Origin of the sequence: Metabacillus mangrovi (genome assembly GCF_009711125.1) — a bacterium.
Taxonomy (GTDB): domain Bacteria; phylum Bacillota; class Bacilli; order Bacillales; family Bacillaceae; genus Metabacillus_B; species Metabacillus_B mangrovi.
On sequence record NZ_WMIB01000008.1, the window covers coordinates 52,122 to 69,660 of the forward strand.

Annotated in this window: 15 protein-coding genes; 12 read left to right on the plus strand and 3 right to left on the minus strand. The window is 47.0% G+C overall.

Annotation, left to right across the window (positions count from 1 at the left end):
• Positions 1–3: 3 nt before the first annotated feature.
• From GKZ89_RS10000 to GKZ89_RS10055, 12 genes are all read left to right on the plus strand, one after another.
• Positions 4–456 carry a hypothetical protein gene (locus GKZ89_RS10000; RefSeq protein WP_155112267.1) on the plus strand — a complete coding sequence of 151 codons (453 nt, stop codon included), beginning with the start codon at positions 4–6 and terminating at the stop codon, positions 454–456.
• A 279-nt stretch (positions 457–735) separates the two neighbouring features.
• On the plus strand, positions 736–2,667 hold the full coding sequence (locus tag GKZ89_RS10005) for a BclA C-terminal domain-containing protein (RefSeq protein ID WP_162356689.1): 1,932 nt from the start codon (positions 736–738) through the stop codon (positions 2,665–2,667).
• A 122-nt stretch (positions 2,668–2,789) separates the two neighbouring features.
• A complete protein-coding gene (locus GKZ89_RS10010) occupies positions 2,790–3,347 on the plus strand; it encodes an STM3941 family protein (protein WP_155112269.1) in 558 nt (185 codons plus the stop codon).
• 190 nt (positions 3,348–3,537) lie between these two features.
• The gene (locus GKZ89_RS10015; RefSeq protein ID WP_155112270.1) at positions 3,538–3,861 is read left to right on the plus strand and encodes a DUF3870 domain-containing protein; all 324 of its coding nucleotides are present in this window, start codon (positions 3,538–3,540) and stop codon (positions 3,859–3,861) included.
• Positions 3,862–3,933: 72 nt separating this feature from the next.
• A complete protein-coding gene (locus GKZ89_RS10020) occupies positions 3,934–5,100 on the plus strand; it encodes a DUF819 family protein (protein ID WP_155112271.1) in 1,167 nt (388 codons plus the stop codon).
• An 18-nt stretch (positions 5,101–5,118) separates the two neighbouring features.
• Positions 5,119–6,192, plus strand: a complete 1,074-nt coding sequence (locus tag GKZ89_RS10025) for a dipeptide epimerase (protein WP_155112272.1) — start codon at positions 5,119–5,121, stop codon at positions 6,190–6,192.
• Positions 6,193–6,207: 15 nt separating this feature from the next.
• Positions 6,208–7,185 carry a C40 family peptidase gene (locus GKZ89_RS10030; RefSeq protein WP_155112273.1) on the plus strand — a complete coding sequence of 326 codons (978 nt, stop codon included), beginning with the start codon at positions 6,208–6,210 and terminating at the stop codon, positions 7,183–7,185.
• Between the two features lie 160 nt (positions 7,186–7,345).
• A complete protein-coding gene (locus tag GKZ89_RS10035) occupies positions 7,346–9,025 on the plus strand; it encodes a choice-of-anchor I family protein (protein ID WP_155112274.1) in 1,680 nt (559 codons plus the stop codon).
• A gap of 144 nt (positions 9,026–9,169) precedes the next feature.
• Entirely contained in the window at positions 9,170–10,552 is a 1,383-nt protein-coding gene (locus GKZ89_RS10040; RefSeq protein WP_155112275.1) for an MATE family efflux transporter, read from the plus strand.
• Positions 10,553–11,069: 517 nt separating this feature from the next.
• Complete coding sequence (locus tag GKZ89_RS10045) at positions 11,070–12,059, plus strand: LacI family DNA-binding transcriptional regulator (protein ID WP_155112276.1); 990 nt, start codon at positions 11,070–11,072, stop codon at positions 12,057–12,059.
• Between the two features lie 279 nt (positions 12,060–12,338).
• Positions 12,339–12,962 carry a DUF47 domain-containing protein gene (locus GKZ89_RS10050; protein WP_155112277.1) on the plus strand — a complete coding sequence of 208 codons (624 nt, stop codon included), beginning with the start codon at positions 12,339–12,341 and terminating at the stop codon, positions 12,960–12,962.
• Between the two features lie 11 nt (positions 12,963–12,973).
• Entirely contained in the window at positions 12,974–13,978 is a 1,005-nt protein-coding gene (locus GKZ89_RS10055) for an inorganic phosphate transporter (protein WP_155112278.1), read from the plus strand.
• Positions 13,979–14,025: 47 nt separating this feature from the next.
• Here GKZ89_RS10055 and GKZ89_RS10060 read toward each other — a convergent pair whose 3' ends face one another.
• From GKZ89_RS10060 to GKZ89_RS10070, 3 genes are all read right to left on the minus strand, one after another.
• The gene (locus tag GKZ89_RS10060) at positions 14,026–14,850 is read right to left on the minus strand and encodes a carbohydrate ABC transporter permease (protein ID WP_155112279.1); all 825 of its coding nucleotides are present in this window, start codon (positions 14,848–14,850) and stop codon (positions 14,026–14,028) included.
• Entirely contained in the window at positions 14,850–15,710 is an 861-nt protein-coding gene (locus GKZ89_RS10065) for a carbohydrate ABC transporter permease (RefSeq protein WP_155112280.1), read from the minus strand. Before GKZ89_RS10065 ends, GKZ89_RS10060 begins: the two co-directional genes overlap by 1 nt.
• A 78-nt stretch (positions 15,711–15,788) precedes the next feature.
• The gene (locus GKZ89_RS10070) at positions 15,789–17,072 is read right to left on the minus strand and encodes an ABC transporter substrate-binding protein (RefSeq protein ID WP_155112281.1); all 1,284 of its coding nucleotides are present in this window, start codon (positions 17,070–17,072) and stop codon (positions 15,789–15,791) included.
• Between the last annotated feature and the right edge of the window lie 467 nt (positions 17,073–17,539).

Genomic DNA, 17,539 nt, shown 5'->3' on the forward strand with positions numbered 1-17,539 from the left:
CACATGAATACTCAATTAACAAAAGCTGCTGAAAGGAATTCTCTTCCCGCTAATCCCGGCCTTCTATCTCTCTCCCAAATGGCATCTGTTACCTTTCTTGGCATCCTGTTTTGGTTTGCAGGAGCAATGATTGTAAGGATTGGGACTCCATTGAACTTCTTTGGTCAGGAACCAGGCCTGCTTTCTTTTCTGGCAGCTATTCCTCTTTCCTGGGTCTCGGTCCTTTTAATTGCTCAACTAGCAAAGCTTAGAAACCCGCAGCTTGTCCCAGGAGTCAGCATGGGACTGGCAGCAGCTACTTTTTTTGATGGCATTGCCATCACCTGGTTACCTTGGATTTATGGGGCAGACCACTCGGAAATAGGTTTGGGAGCTGCCTGGATCCTATGGGGAGCCTTCACTTTTCTAGGAGCAGCCTTCGTTGAAACGTACAGAAGAAGTGTAAAGAGAAAATAGATGATACAGAGCCGGTCCTATAGAGGATTGGCTTTTTTAATTGAAAAATGCGGAAAAAGAGCAAAGTCTACCCTGTTTACATAATCCTGCTTGCCATTCCTACCTCAGCACCTCAATAAATAGACTCGTAACGAGACAGGCTGCCGCAGTCAGAATAGGATGCAAGGAACGGGAATTCCGAAAAAGAAGAGCTGATTGTTCCTGAAATTGGGCACGGAGAAAGCTAAGCATTTTTCAGGATATAGCTTGCAGATAGAAGACAGGAGGAAGATGAGAAGAATGGCAATTTTAACAACAGGACCTATCGAAAATAATGCAATAGCCGGACTGCGGCCATCCAGGCAAGCAACGGTAAAGATCAGCAATGGAAGTTTTACAAGTTCAGCAGATGTGCTGATTCTCGGTTACTACGCACTTAATGGAATCAGAACATTGTATGTAAGTGAACTCATTACAGTAAGCCCGGGACAGTCCATCACCAAAAATTACTTTGCAGATCTGGACGAATTTGATTATGTCTTTAATGTAACCGGAGATGCAGAGGATTTTCTTGAAGTGTCTTTCTGGGGGAAAAATGAAGCAGGCCAGATTGTTACAGCACACCGTCTTACGTTCAGTGAGCTGGAAAACATTGAGTTTGAACCCATTCCTGAACCGGGCCCAAGAGGAGCAACGGGCAGCATAGGGTCAACCGGTCCTCAAGGCGAACCTGGCCTGCAAGGTCCAACGGGTCCACAGGGTCCAGCAGGTCCGCAGGGTGAAATAGGTCTTCAAGGTCCAGCCGGTCCACAAGGAGAGCCAGGTCTTCAAGGTCCAGCCGGTCCACAGGGAGAGCCAGGTGTTCAAGGCCCAGACGGTCCGCAGGGTGAGCCAGGCCTTCAAGGTCCAGCCGGTCCACAGGGAGAGCCAGGTGTTCAAGGCCCAGCCGGTCCGCAGGGAGAGCCAGGTCTTCAAGGTCCAGCCGGTCCACAAGGAGAGCCAGGTCTTCAAGGCCCAATCGGTCCACAAGGAGAGCCAGGCCTTCAAGGTCCAGCCGGTCCACAGGGTGAGCCGGGTCTTCAAGGTCCAGCCGGTCCACAGGGTGAGCCAGGTCTTCAAGGTCCAGCCGGTCCTCAAGGAGAGCCAGGTCTTCAAGGCCCAATCGGTCTACAAGGAGAGCCAGGTCTTCAAGGTCCAGCCGGTCCGCAGGGAGAGCCAGGTCTTCAAGGCCCAGCCGGTCCAGCCGGAGAAGTCGGAGCAACCGGTCCAGCCGGAGAAGTCGGAGCAACCGGTCCAGCCGGAGAAGTCGGAGCAACCGGCCCAGCCGGAGAACTAGGAGCAACCGGTCCAGCGGGAGAACTAGGAGCAACCGGTCCAGCGGGAGAAGTCGGAGCAACTGGTCCAGCGGGAGAAGTAGGAGCAACTGGTCCAGCGGGAGAAGTAGGAGCAACTGGTCCAGCCGGAGAAGTTGGAGTAACCGGTCCAGCCGGAGAAGTAGGAGCAACCGGTCCAGCGGGAGAAGTAGGAGCAACTGGTCCAGCCGGAGAAGTAGGAGCAACCGGTCCAGCCGGAGAAGTAGGAGCAACCGGTCCAGCGGGAGAAGTAGGAGCAACTGGTCCAGCGGGAGAAGTAGGAGCAACTGGTCCAGCCGGAGAAGTAGGAGCAACCGGTCCAGCGGGAGAAGTAGGAGCAACTGGTCCAGCAGGAGAAGTCGGAGTAACCGGCCCAGCCGGAGAAGTTGGAGCAACTGGTCCAGCCGGAGCAACAGGGGCTACAGGTGCAGCTGGAGAAGCAGGAGTAACGGGAGCAACTGGTCCAGTTTTAACTGCTACGTCTATGTATGCTGCCAATACTTCCGGAAGCACAATTGCCGTTGTGCTGGGAGGTACGAACGTTCCGCTTCCAGATAATCAGGACCTCGATGGATTTACGGCTAATGGGGCAAGTGACACATTTACGGTTCCGGAAACCGGACGTTACCGCTTGTCGTACAGTATCAATACGACAGCAGGCCTGCTTGCAAATTCAAGACTGCTGCTGAATGAAGCAGCCCCAATACCTGGTTCGATCAATTCACCTGCAGTTGCTGTTTCGAGTTACCGAAACGAATTGATTTTCCCTCTCTCTGCAGGCGACACAGTTACCCTTCAATTGTTTGGGCTTTTAGGAGCTGCAGTGCTGACCGGCGGCGGTTCTACTGGTGCCTCACTGACTATTGTCCGTTTGAGTTAAGATGAATAGAGTATGCGGGTAACCGCATACTTTTTTGTCTTTACAAAAACGGGAATCAAGATGTTATAAAGTGGTAAACGGTGGGTAGATAGATAGAGAATAAAAATTAAAGGAGAACTGAGATGAACAGACTTGAAATTTATGAAAACAAAACAAAGCTTTGGATGCTGATGGGTTTAATTGCCCTGGTGGGAATTGGATTTCTAATTCCGATCGTTCTCTATCTCACAGGCTCTAATGAAATTAGCCTCTTCTTCTTTTTGCTGTCTATTGCAATTGAGGGTCTGCTTATATGGGTAGCATCTAAATGGGCTGCGCGAATCCGTACGAAGTCACCTTGTCTGATCGTTGAAGAAGACTCCATCACGATTTTTCCCAATCCCGGAAATGGGATTAACCTGCTGAAAACAGAAATTGATGGAGCGATCCCTTACAGTATTAATGGGCAAAAGTTTATCGGACTCGCTCTAAGAAATGAAGAAGAGAAACTTGAAGAGCTGCCTCCAGCGGTAAAAAGGACAGTCAGCTTGAACAAAAAAACAGGCTTTCCGATTTTTAACGTGCATTTGAATTACATATCCAATAAAGATTTACAGGCAGTATTGCAGCAATTTGAAGCGATCGGGCTGCCGCTTGGTACAGAGCCGAAGAACCAAAGGGATAATGAAGTGCGTATGTAAAGTAAAGTAAAGTAAAGTAAAGACCCGCTCATCAGCGGGTTTTTTGTTTGGAAGGCTTTATTTTTTAACTATTCAAAATTTTAATCGGATGGTATAATATAAAACAGAAACCGCATTCACACATCAGAATTCCTTCTGCCAAGTGGGATCCTCTGCTGGATCTGGATGTGCTCCGAAGGGAATGTTTCCGTTGTTTCATGAAGAAACCGTTTATTTAATAGGAGATGCGCAAATCTCTCAAAATAATCCCATCTCCAAAAAGTTCAGCCAGTTCTTTGTTGGAGTGGTTGTTGACCGGTCAACCGGAAGAATTGTGGACGCCGAATGTTCAGCGACCATAGAATTAACCGTAAGATTCGTCCAATCATTGCTTGTGGGAAAACGGATCGACGATGAAGAGGTTATTGCCTGTATTCAAAACAGGTATTTTGGGGCTTCTCAAAAGGCATTAATCGCTGCCATTCGGGACGCCCAAAGAAAATACAAACAGCAATTCGCTGCTTTGTCTACATAATCCTAGACAAAATCCAGCCTGATGATCCAATCATTGGGCTGGTTTTTTTATTTTACTTACAGGGGGATGCCGATGATTCAGGATGGATTTATGTATGTAAGTGTATTGACTGCTTTTGCTGCTCTTATGGTAGGACTGGAGAGGAAATTCAAGCATCTGAAATTTTTTAAGTTTATTCCGGGAATCGTGCTGATTTATATTGGAGCAGCTCTCATGCAGACATTTGGATTGTTTGCAGATAACGAATCTACTGGTGCTGCCTATGATCAGCTGCGCGGTGCCCTGCTTCCGGCCATGCTTTTTCTTATGCTTTTAAAATGCGATATCCGGAGCGTTATTCAGCTCGGACCGCGGATGCTTGGCGGCTTTTTTGCAGCCGTTGTCAGCATTGCGCTCGGTTTTATCATCGTTTATTTTCTCCTGCAGTCTTTCTATGTAGAGGATACATGGAAGGCATTCGGAGCACTATCCGGAAGCTGGACAGGCGGATCTGCGAACATGGTGGCTCTGCAAGGGATTCTGGAAGTGCCGGAGAACATTTTCGGCTACGCTTTAATGATGGACACAATCAATTACGCGGTGTGGGTCATGCTCATGTTCTGGCTTGTTCCTTTTGCAGACCGGTTTAACAAGTGGACAAAAGCAGATACCGGCGCTCTTCAAAAAGGAATGGCGGAGAGTGCTGCCGCTGCAGAGGAAGTTGAAAAACCGGTGAAATTCGAGCATATGCTATACCTGCTTGGGATTGGCCTCCTTGTTTCTTCGCTATCTACGCTTGCAGGAAACAACCTTCCGGCAGTCGGGGATGTCATTAATGCGACAAGCTGGACGATTATGATTGCTTCTGTTGCCGGATTGATTTTTGCCCTCACGCCGGCAGCTAAAATTCCTGGCGCGCTGGACGTATCCAATGTCATGCTGTATATCATCATTGCGATGATCGCTTCCCACTCTGATTTTTCGGATATTGCCCAGGCGCCGATCTACTTGATTTCCGGCTTCGCGATTATGGGGATCCATCTTGTTATCATGATTCTTCTCGGGAAATGGTTCCGCTATGATTTATTCACACTGGGGGTTGCAAGCCTTGCGAACATCGGAGGGATGGCCTCTGCCCCTATGCTTGCTGCTGCATACAGCAGAGCATTGATCCCAGTTGGGGTGATTATGGCTTTGATGGGCTCATTTTTAGGGACGTACTTCGGGATGCTGATCGCCAAAATTTTATCAGCATTGTGAAAAGAAAGGAAGGACAGCATGCGCATTCAAAAAATAGACGTCTTTACAAGGAAGGTACCATTATTGGCGGCGTTTAAAACAGCGCTGCGCACGGTGACGGAAGTGGAGATCATTGATGCTGTGATCCATTTCGAGAACGGGATGAAAGGCAGAGGCTCAGCAGCTCCTTCTTATGTGATCACCGGGGATTCTGCGGAAAGCATTAAGGCTGCTCTGCTTGGTCCGATTCAGGAGGCCATTTCAGGGAAGAACCTGTTTGATTTTCAAAAAACGCTTTCAGCCGTGCAGTCCTGCTGTGCCGGCAATCCGAGTGCGAAGGCTGCTGCGGATATCGCCCTCCACGATGCATTCAGCCGCTCACTGGAGATTCCGTTATGGAAGCTGCTTGGAGGCAGGAAACCGCTCACTACGTGTATGACAATCAGTGCAGACCGGCCGGAAAAGATGGCTGAAGACGCTAAAATCGCTGCTGAAAAAGGGTTTGCTGTGCTGAAAGTAAAAGTGGGTGCTGATCCTGAGCAGGATTTCGAACGGGTTGAAGCCATCCAGACTGTTCTTCCTTCCCATATACGCCTGCGGCTTGATGCGAACCAGGGCTGGGATCCGAAACAGGCAGTCGCGTTTATCAGGCAATTTGAGAAGATGAACTGGAATATTGAACTGATCGAGCAGCCGGTAGCGGCAAGTGACTGGGATGGCCTTAAATATGTGACAGACCACTCGGGTATTCCGATTATGGCAGATGAAAGCCTGTTTTCCGCGAAGGATGCGATGAAGCTCGCTGCGGGCCGATATGCTGATATGCTGAATATAAAGTTAATGAAATGCGGGGGGCTCAGTGAAGCATGGAAAATTGCCACTGTCGCTCAATTACACGGTGTGGCCTGTATGGTTGGAAGCATGATGGAATCCTCCGTCTCCGTAGGGGCGGCTGCCCATTTAGCGGCAGCTCATCCGAACATCCGCTACTTCGACCTCGATGCACCTCTTTGGCTGAAAGAAGATGCGTCCTGTATCCAATACGACAGGAATCACGTTCTGCTGTCAGACCTTCCTGGTTTGGGACTTCCTGCAGCAGAACTCATTTCATAAAAGGAGTGAAGAAGGATGAAAAAAATCTGGATTGGAATACTGGCTGTTTTGCTGACGATTGCTGCTGTCCCTTCTGCTGTGAAAGCCGAAAAGAATCAAACCGCCTACATTAATGTATCAGCAGCCACTCTATGGACAGAACCCGATATCCTTCGGGAGGTAGACAAGCCGTCTGCACAAGTACCGGCTGATTTGCGGAAATGGACAAGCTCCATGACGCTGGCTGAAAAGCAGCAGCTTTCAGGGAATGGGATGCTTGAGACTCAGGCACTTTATGGAAATGAAGTAACCATTCTTGAAAGAAAAGGAGCGTGGGTGAAGGTAGCCGTACATGGACAGGGGACACCAAGAAATGAACAGGGCTATCCAGGGTGGATGCCGGCAAAACAGCTTACCTACAGCCCTGCTTTTGCCTTCCACCAGGACAAGCCCTTCGTATTGGTAACAAAGCCAACGGTACAGCTGAAAAAGCTTGAAGTCAGCTACAATACCAGGCTTCCTTATATCAAGGAAACAAAAAAAGCATATAAGGTCATGACTCCGGATGGTAAATCAGCCTGGATCAGCAAAAACGACGCAGCGGCGTACCGATCAGAAGAAGCAATCCCTGAGCCGTCTGGTGAAGAGCTAGTCCGGAAAGGGAAGATGTTTTTGGGACTTCCTTATTTATGGGCCGGCATGAGCGGCTTCGGCTTTGACTGTTCAGGCTTTACCTTTACTCTTTATCAATCTCATGGCATTTCAATACCGCGTGACTCTTCTGTCCAGGCACTGGCAGGGAAGCCGGTCGACCCTGAAAACCTTGAGCCTGGGGACCTGCTCTTCTACGCTTATGATCAAGGCAAAGGGAGAGTCCATCACGTGTCCATGTATGCCGGGAACGGCATGATGATTCATTCACCAAATTCTGAAAGATCCGTTGAACTCATTCCAGTTGATACGAAAGGCTACGCAGAAGAATTCGCAGGGGCGAGACGGTATATTCATCAATAACTAAACATGAAGAAAAGGAACCTGTAAGCGAGCAGGTTCCTTTTTTTGGATGTGTCATCATTCATTTACAAACACTTTACATGGCTGTCCAAGTATGTCCATAATCCCCCCTTACAATTAATGACAGGAAAGCACAGTGATTTTATAAGGGGGAATTCATGTGAAGAAATTCGTTAAGCCGATTATTGCGGCAGTCACAGCTGGAGCATTGCTCGTCCCATCCATTCAAACGAGTGCTGCACAAACTGGAAAGAAAATTGATTTATCCAAGATTGCCGGCTACAGCACAGGGTCCCAGGATGAAGAGGGCGGCGTAGCGGAAATTATTAAATACAACAAAGACAACAAAAAGTTTTACCTGATCAACGGAAAAACCCAGACGATTGATATTGTTTCTCTAAGTGAGCTGAAGAAAGGGAAAAATCAGGAGCTGAAAAAAGAGACTTCCATCAACATTGCTGAAGCAGTCAACTCTGATTCCTTCACCTATGGTGATGTTACAAGCATCGATGTGAACACACGGAAAAAAGTGATTGTCGCAGCTGTCCAGGAAAAGGATTATTCCAAACCAGGCAAAATTGTCGCGACGGATTACAGCGGAAAAGTGCTGAAAACCTTTAAAACAGGCGTTCAGCCTGACATGATCAAAATGAGTGCAGATGGAAATTCCATTCTGACCGCTGACGAAGGGGAACCGAGGGAAGGATTGGAGAAAGGAACAGATCCTGAAGGCTCGGTAACGATTGTGGACGTAAAAACCGGAGCGGTCAAAAAGGTCAGATTCAATAACGCTTCTGTCATTGACCGGGACGTTCATATCCGCAATAAAGAAGGCGGGGCTCTGAAAGACCTGGAGCCGGAATACATGGCCCTTTCCGCTGACGGCAGCAAAGCTTACGTCACGCTTCAGGAAAATAATGCGATTGCAACCGTAGATGTCAAAAGCGGCAAGCTCGTTTCTGTCAAATCTCTCGAATACAAGGATCATTCTGTAAAAGGAAACGAACTGGATGCTGCAAATGATGGGAAAATCAATTTAGAATCCCTGCCGGTTCTCGGCGCCTACATGCCGGATTCCATTACTTCTTATACAGTGAAGGGAACGGATTATCTCGTAACGGCAAATGAAGGCGATGCAACAGAATGGGAAGAGTTTGAAAACGTAAAGGACTTCAAAGATGTAAAAAATAAGATTACGATCGGCAGCAGCCTGTTCAAAGGCATGTCACCAGAGCAGGCTCAGAAGAAGCTTGAAGAAATGAAGAAAAATCCTGCTTATGACAAGCTTGAAGTGCTGACAGACAGAGGCAATGATGCCATCTACACGCTGGGCGGAAGGTCATTCTCCATCTGGAAGGCAGACACAATGGAGCTCGTGTACGACAGCGGCAGCGATTTTGAAAAGATTACAGCGGAGCAATATCCTGACTTTTTCAACTGGTCCAATGACGATGACAAAATGGATAAGCGAAGTGCGAAAAAAGGACCGGAGCCTGAGGATGTCAAAGTCGGAGAGGTGAACGGAAAACCATATGCATTCATTGGACTTGAAAGAATAGGCGGGATTATGAGCTATGATCTGTCCAACCCGAAAGAGGCCCGGTTTGCAGACTATCTCAATACACGCAGCTTTGAGGACAAAATTGCTGGGGACGTTTCACCGGAAGGGCTGGATTTTGTTCCGGCTGCTGAAAGCCCGACAAAGCGCCCGCTCGTATTGGCAGGCCATGAAGTGAGCGGAACGGTCGCAGTCAATCAGGTCGATTCTTTCAAGAAGCAAAAGCATGAAAGAGAAGAAAGACGCGGTTTAATGTTTTTGAAGGAACTGCTTGGCTTATAAAAGGAATGGACAGAACTCCGTATCAGCGGGGTTCTGTTTTTTTGTTTCATTTCTGTAAACATCCAAAAAGTGAGTGCCGGTTTTCCAAAAACTGTGGTACGATACATATTACTGCATTAGTCAATTCATAAAGAAGGTGACAACATGGCCCAGACCCAAACGGATTTGCCGGAAGGCAGCAAGCCAGCCAAAGAGCTGAGTTTATTTATGCTCACATGGCCTATTTTTCTGGAAGTTTTTTTATTTATGCTTATGGGAATTGCAGATACCTTCATGCTTAGTGCGATATCAGATAACGCGGTATCGGGCGTAGGGGCTGCCAATCAATTTTTACATATTGCCATCCTGGTTCTTGAAGTAATTGGAAACGGAGCTTCCATCGTTGTCGCTCAATATATTGGATCTAAACGGTTCCATGAGGCAGCGCGAATTTCGGCGCTGGCTGTCGTGCTGAACCTCGGTGCCGGCCTGCTGATCAGCGCATGCTTCCTGCTGTTCAGTGATTCGATGCTTCAAACGCTCAACCTGCAAGGGGAAGTATTGGCCAATGCACAATCATACCTGCATATTGTAGGCGGGGCGATCTTCCTGCAGGCCATCATCAACTCGCTCGCAGCGATTATCCGGGTGCACGGTTTCACAAAAGAAGCGATGTTCGTCTCTCTTGGCATGAACATCATCCACATCGCCTTGAACTATCTGCTGATTTTTGGCCATTTCGGTTTCCCGGAGCTTGGAGTAGAAGGGGCTGCTGTATCATCCGTTGTGAGCCGTGTTGCTGCGATTATCGTATTTTTCTGGCTTCTGTACCGGATTATGGAGGTACGGATCCGCTTGAAAGACTACTTGACGTTCTCTGCAGAGTTTGCCGGGAAAATTTTAAAGGTGGGAATTCCGTCAGCCTTTGAGCAGGTGATGTATCAGGCGTGCCAGATTGTATTCCTGTACTATGCAACCTTTCTCGGAGCCTCGTCCCTCGCTGCCAGACAATACGCTTCAAACCTGTCCATGTTTATCTTCCTGTTTGCGATAGCGGTTGGAATGGGAACAGCCATTATGGTAGGAAGGTATGTTGGAGGAGGGCAGAAGGACACCGCCTATGGGCAGGTCTGGCGCAGTGCCGCCTGGGCCCTTGCGGTGACCGTCGGGATGGTCGGAGTGATTATCGTCCTGCGGTATCCGCTCATGAGCATGTTCACGGACAATCAAGAAATCATCGAGCTCGGAGCGAATGTCCTGTTGCTCAGCATCGTCCTTGAAACAGGAAGAACCATCAACATTGTGCTGATCAATTCACTTCGTGCGGCAGGTGACGCCCAGTTCCCGGTCTGGATGGGGATGATTTCAATGGTCGGCATGAGTGTCCCGCTCGGATACCTTCTCGTATTCCAGCTCGATCTCGGCCTAGCGGGCATCTGGCTCGCAATCGCAGCCGACGAATGGACACGTGCCATCATCATGTACTTCCGGTGGAAAAGCCGGAAATGGGAAAAATTCGCGCTTGTTAAGCAGAGTGGCGCGGCATAAAGGATCACGCGAGCGGACATTGTCCGCTCTTTTTTAGTGAGAGAGTCTCCAGCCTGCTCAGGCCGGTGAATCCGGTCTCAGAGGACGCTATCTCAGCTGAGACGCCTGAATTCCGCCTCGATCGGTCTGAGAAGCCGTTATTTATGCAGTAAGTGCTGAAATTAAGGCTTCGAGCCATAAATAACGGCCGCTGGGACCGAAAGATTGTGGAAACAGGAATTTAAGATAAAATAGCGGCTCTGGAGACCGGTTCTGGTGTTATTAAGCGGGGAAAATCTCTTTTCACCGGCAAAATGAACGGAACGGAAGTCCTGGAAGGCATCATAATAAAAGATTAAGTCGAAATAAACGAGAAATCCGCTTGCAGACCGAATCCGCTGATTGAACCATGCCGTCCAGTCATTCAAATTCCTCTGCTCATCTTGTATTCTCGCCATTTTTCGTATAGAATTTAAGAATGAAAACGATTTCACGAATCGATTTCACATCAAGGGGGAATTGATAAGGGGGAACTCGATTGGCAACAATTAAAGATGTTGCAAATCTTGCGGGGTTGTCACGGTCTACTGTTTCGAGAGTAATGAATAAGTATCCTTATGTGTCAGAGGAGAAAAAGAGATTGGTAGAAGAGGCGATGAAAAGCCTGAACTACTATCCGAATTCATCTGCACAGACATTAAGAAGCCAAAAGACGGATACGATTGCTGTATTTATCCCGATGCTGACCAATCCTTTTTTTTCGCATTTGCTGGAAGGAATCGATACCGTTGCGACGGAAAAGGGGATCCGGCTGCTTGTATGCCAGACGAAATACGAGGCAGCGATCGAGAAAGAGTTTTTTAATCTATTAAAATCCAAGCAGGTGGACGGCATTATCTTAACGTCCCTTGAAAATGACTGGGCTTCCGTCCGGGAATTTGCGGAGCACGGACCGATCGTGATGTGCAATGAGTATGATGCATCTTCCGGGATGCCAAATGTGTGCCTGGACCAGGTTTATGGCGGATACATAGGGACGAGGCATTTGATTGAAAAGGGGCACAGAAAAATTGCGTTTTGCCAGGGCAGGTTTAAGAGTCTTGTATCCAAAGCGAGAGAGTCGGGCTACAAGCTGGCATTAGAAGAGTTCGGCCTGGCTGCAAAAGAAGAGTATGCGTTCCGGATTGCTGCGGACTACCAGGATGGAAAAGAAGTGCTGAAGCAGATGCGTGCATTGTCTGACCCTCCTACAGCCATTTTTACAGGCAGTGACCAGGTGGCAGCGGGACTCGTATATGAAGCGAGAAATCTTGGGTTGAAAGTGCCGGAGGAGATCGCTGTCATTGGCTTTGACGATCAGCCGATTGCAGAGGTCACATATCCGCAGCTGACCACGATCCGGCAGCCTGCCAGAGAGATTGGAAGACGAGCCATGCTTCTCATGCTGAGCAAAATCCTTTCTGAGGAGAACCAGCTCGAGGATCTGGAGCCCTTGATGCTTGAACTGATCGAACGATCTTCAACGTAAAAATGAAAAGGCTTACAAAACCCTTCTCGTCTGAGAGGGGTTTTTTCTGATAGAGAGGGTAAAGTGTAAATAAACAATTATAAATTACTAACATTAATAAAATTCTTGTTTAATGTTAAGAGTTTGTAAATATTCGAGCAGTTTATTTCCCAATTCGACAAATTCTTATATAATGCCTAAGGATGCAAAAAAAGAGAAGGCATCGCTGTTTTACATTTCCGCATCTGCATACAGCTGTGCCATAGAGAAAAATAATAGGCTCCATGGAGGGATAAGGTAATGGTTTTCTCAAAGAAGAAGGACAAGTTTTCTGATATGCTGATTGATATCGCGGATAACATTAAAGTGGCATCCGAATATTTTGTCACGTATAAGATCTCCAATGCTCATGACTTAAAGGAATTCTTTGAGTCGGTTAAGGATTATGAGAACAAAGGGGACACATTGGTTCATCATCTTGTTAAAGAACTGAATCAGGCATTCATTACTCCGATCGAGCGTGAGGATATTCTTCAGCTTGCCGTTATTTTGGATGATGTGATCGATGGGTTTGAACAGGCAGCAGCTCTGTTTGAGATGTACTCTGTTACCCAGCCGACTGATCACATGAGGAAGTTTGTGACCCAGCTTAATGAAGCGGTCATTGAAATTTCCCGAGCGATTGATTCACTTTCTGAAAGAAAGCTTGATCTTGTAAGAGAGCATGCGATACGAATCAAAGAAATAGAGTCTAATTGTGACAATCTTCTGCGGACGTCTGTAAAGAATCTGTTTGCCGTGGAAAAAGACAATCCAATTAAGATTATCCAGCATAAAGAAATTTTTGAAACGCTTGAAGAAATTGCAGACAGCTGCCAGGGAGTCGCCAATACACTTGAAACCATCATCATGAAAAACGGGTAAGGCGGTTTATTATGGAATTAACTCTTATTATCACCATCCTAATTGTCATCCTTGCTCTGGGCTTCGATTTTATAAACGGCTTTCATGATACAGCCAATGCAATCGCTACTTCGGTATCGACAAAAGCGCTCAAGCCCCGCCACGCGATCATTCTTGCTGCAGTAATGAACTTTGTAGGGGCGATGACCTTTACAGGGGTTGCCAAAACCATTACGAAGGACATCGTGGATCCGTTCACTCTGCAAAACGGCTCAATCGTTATTATGGCTGCTCTAGTTGCAGCGATCGCCTGGAACCTGATCACCTGGTATTACGGGATACCAAGCAGTTCTTCCCATGCATTGATCGGATCGATTGCAGGCGCCGTTATTGCCGCTGCAGGATTCGGTGCGCTGAATTGGGCTGGTTTTATTAAAATCATCCAAGCGCTGATTGTTTCTCCGCTCTTGGCTTTTGCCATCGGTTTTATTGTGTACAGCATTTTTAAAGTGATTTTCAAAAAAAACCGCCAGCGGACGAAGACCAACAACAATTTCCGCCGGATTCAAATTGCTACCGCTGCTTTACAGGCTTATTCCCACGGTACGAATGATGCCCAGAAAGCAATGGGGATTATCACGCTTGCGCTGATAGCCAACGGGTTCCACACGAATCCTGATGACATTCCGCTCTGGGTTCAAGTATCCTGTGCACTGGCGATGGGACTTGGTACTTCAGTCGGCGGCTGGAAGATCATTAAGACGGTCGGCGGCAAAATTATGAAAATCCGTCCGGTAAACGGTGTAGCAGCCGATTTGACGTCTGCCGCTATTATATTCGGTGCTACATACATTCATTTGCCTGTAAGCACTACACACGTGATTTCCTCCTCCATCCTTGGAGTTGGTTCTGCTCACAGGGTAAAAGGGGTTAGATGGGGAACGGCTAAAACGATGCTGATTACCTGGGTCATCACACTTCCGATTTCCGCCTTGCTCGCAGGGATTATGTATCTTCTTCTTAACCTTATATTTTAAGTTTATTCAAAATAAAGGGAGCGCATCTGCGCTCCCTTTTCTGTTCTTTATTTTACTGCTCCATCGGAAACCCCTTTGATAATCTGCTTTTGCGCAATAAAGTACGCGATGATAACAGGGATGATGGAGATGGTCAGGCCTGCAAGTGCGAGATGCCATTGCTTCGTATACTGTCCGAAAAAGAGGAACAGTTTCAGTGGAATGGTATCAGTTCCATCACCGCTGATGACAAGCGACGGAAGAAGGAAATCGTTCCAGATCCAGATGACATTCAAAATTCCGACTGTTACTGAAATCGGTTTCAAAAGCGGCAGGATGATGTGCCAGAAAACCTGGAATTTGTTGCAGCCGTCAATTGTAGCTGCTTCATCCAGCGATTTTGATATTCCCTTCAATGCTCCGTGGAAAAGGAAGATGGAAAGGCTGCAGCCGAATCCGAGATACATAAAAATCAATCCGTTGAAGTTCAGTGCATCAGCTCTTCCGAAAATGGAGACGAGCGGAACCATAACCGCCTGGAAGGGAATCAGCATGGCTGCAATGAACATGAAAAAGATTAAGCCGCTGAGCTTACTCGTGTTCCGGGACAGAGCATAGGCAGCCATCGCAGAGAAAAAGATGATCAATGCAACACTGAGTCCGGTGACGAGCAGGGAGTTCATAAAGGTCTGCAGGAAGGTAAGCTCTTCAAATGCCTGCTTAAAGTTGTCAAATACAAGAATTTCAGGAAGCTTGGTTGTGTTTGTGAAGATTTCCCGTTTTGTTTTGAACGCATTAACAATCATCAAGTAGAAAGGAGACAGCCAGAGCAGGGCCAGCAGGATCCCGAGTATTTCCAGGGTCCATCTTGCTGCTGATTTTTTCTTTTTCATTACAGCTCGACCTCCCGCTTCTTGTTGATGTATACCTGTGTCAATGAAATGGCTGCAATGATTACGAAGAAGATAATCGCTTTAGCCTGGGCGGATGCCATTTGGTTTACCTGGAATGCGGTGTTAACAATGTCCATCGAGACCGCTTGTGTGGAATTGTACGGACCTCCATTCGTTAAGGCGAGATTCTGGTCGTACACCTTAAACGAGTGGGACAGAGTCAGGAACAAGCTGACCGTAAAAGCAGGTGCAACAAGAGGGAACGTGATGCTGCGGAATCTCTGCAGGGCATTTGCTCCATCGATTTCTGCTGCTTCCAGCAGGTCCTGCGGGACATTTTCAAGGTATGCTACATAGATGATCATGATATAACCGGCCATCTGCCAGCTTGTCAGAATGACCATTCCCCAGAAGCCGGTACTGGAATCAGAGAGCCAGCCTTGCATCCATTCAATACCGGTAGCCTTGCCGATCGAATCGAATACTTTTGTGAAAACGAACTGCCAGATAAACCCGAGGATCAGCCCCCCGATGAGATTCGGCATAAAGAAGATGGTGCGCAAAAGGTTTTTTGATTTGATATAAGAGGTGACAAGCATCGCAAGTCCGAGTCCGATGATGTTGACGCTGATGACCGTCGCGATGGAAAATTTAAAGGTGAACCACAGCGAATTCAAAAACTCCTTATCCCCAAGCAGCTTCGTGTAATTCTCTAAGCCTATAAATTGAGCAGCGTTCACTCCATCCCAGTCGGTAAAGGAATAGTAGACGCCGTAGACGAGCGGGACGACAATCACTAATCCCAGTGCAAGAAGAACGGGAGCCAGAAATAACCAGAATGCTAAATCCTTATTTTTCATGATGGCAGTACCTCACTTCAATCTGAATTGTGAAAAGAAAAAGATAACAATGGGTCTGTTATCTTTTTCTTTTAGACTTTATTGACGAGCGTTAGACCATTTATCCTGACTCGCTTTTACTACTTCATCCCAAGTAGCTTTTCCGCCAAGATACTTTTGAACTTCTGCTCCGAATGAGTCGCTCCAGTCCAGAGGGAAGTTTTGGAATACCCATGAAGTGGTGTTGCCTTCATTAGAATATTTATAGATTTCCTGAGAAAGAGGATCTGCGATTTTGCTGGAATCATAGCCTTCGTAAGCAGGGATAAATTTGAACTCGGACAGAACCGCTTCTTTTCCTTCATCTGAAGTGTACATCCAGTCAAGGAAGTCAGCTGCAGCCTTTTGCTCTTCATCGCTCGCTTTTTTATTCACAATGTAATAGCTCGGTACGCCGACAGGCATTTTAGACTCATTGTTCAAAGGAATAGGAATGACACCTGTGTTCTTTTCTGCAAGCTCAGGATCCATCTGTTCAATGGTCGGATAAACCCAGTTCCCTTGCTGAATCATTGCTACGCGGCCGGTAGAGAACAATTCTTCAACTTGCTGGGAGTAATCAAGGTTAATAGCCGGCTGCACAGTGTATTTGTTTTGGAGATCAATATATTCCTTGAAAGCATCTCCGTTCTTGAATGGAACTTCTTTAGCATCATAGGTTGCTTTCGGGTCAAAATTGAAGTCACTGCCCACAAAAAGGTTAGCGGCATGGTTTCCCTGCACCCATTTTTCTTTCCCTGCCAAAGCGAATACGGCATCAAGCTTCAGCTTGTCCTTCTGGCTGTCCAGCTTTTCAGCTGCTGCCGTCAAATCTTCCATTGACTTGATGGAGGCAGCGTCAATACCGGCGTCTTTAAAGATTTGTTTGTTGTAAATGATTCCGTATCCTTCCAGGTTAACAGGAAGACCAATGACTTCTTCACCGATCTTCACGTTATCAAGGGTGCCTTCAAGAGCGAGCCCGGCTGCTTTCGTATCTTTTAGATCAGATAGACGATCGCGGTATTGATCGATATCTGTCTGGCCCGATACTGTGAAAATGGTAGGCTCTTCACCGGATGCCAGTTTTGTTTTAAGGGTTCCGGCATAGTCATTTCCGCCTCCAACCGTCTGAACCTTGATGTTTACATCCGGATTCTCTTCTTCGTACTTTTTGGCAAGGTCTTCAAACTGAGTTTTAAATTCTACTTTCCCCTGAAAGATGTTTAAAGTGACGCTTCCGTCTTTACCGGTGGAACTCGTTTGATCGCCGCCTCCGGTAGAGCACCCTGCAAGTCCGAGAATCAATGCGGATGACAGCAATAATGTCTTTTTATTAATCATAAAATTTCTCCCCTTAACTCGTTTTTATTCCCCTGATGATAACGCTTGCATAACTGCGCGGCCTGAACTGTTTCTGATCGCTTCGGCTGCGGCTTGTCCGCTTTGCACTTCTTTTGCGGCGTCTTATTTATAGCCCCTGTCTGACTGCGGACAAACACCTCCTTTAATGCTGCCGGTATCTGGATGAGATTCTGGCCTGTCCGTACAGAATTCAGAATCACAGCTTTTAAGATTCATATGTACAATGGCTTATACTAGAATAATGGTAGCGCTTTCTTTTGATCTTGAGATGATTATAACTTAATATGGTATCGTTTTCAATACGTTTTCTTAAAAATGAATAAATTATCAAAAGAAGTCTAAACGACTCCGATATTCCTAGATCGTTAATGAGGCTTTAGGAGTGTAAAAGAAAAGGACCAGCCGGGGTTCGGCCAGTCCTCTTTTTAAAGAGACTTTGTTAAAGC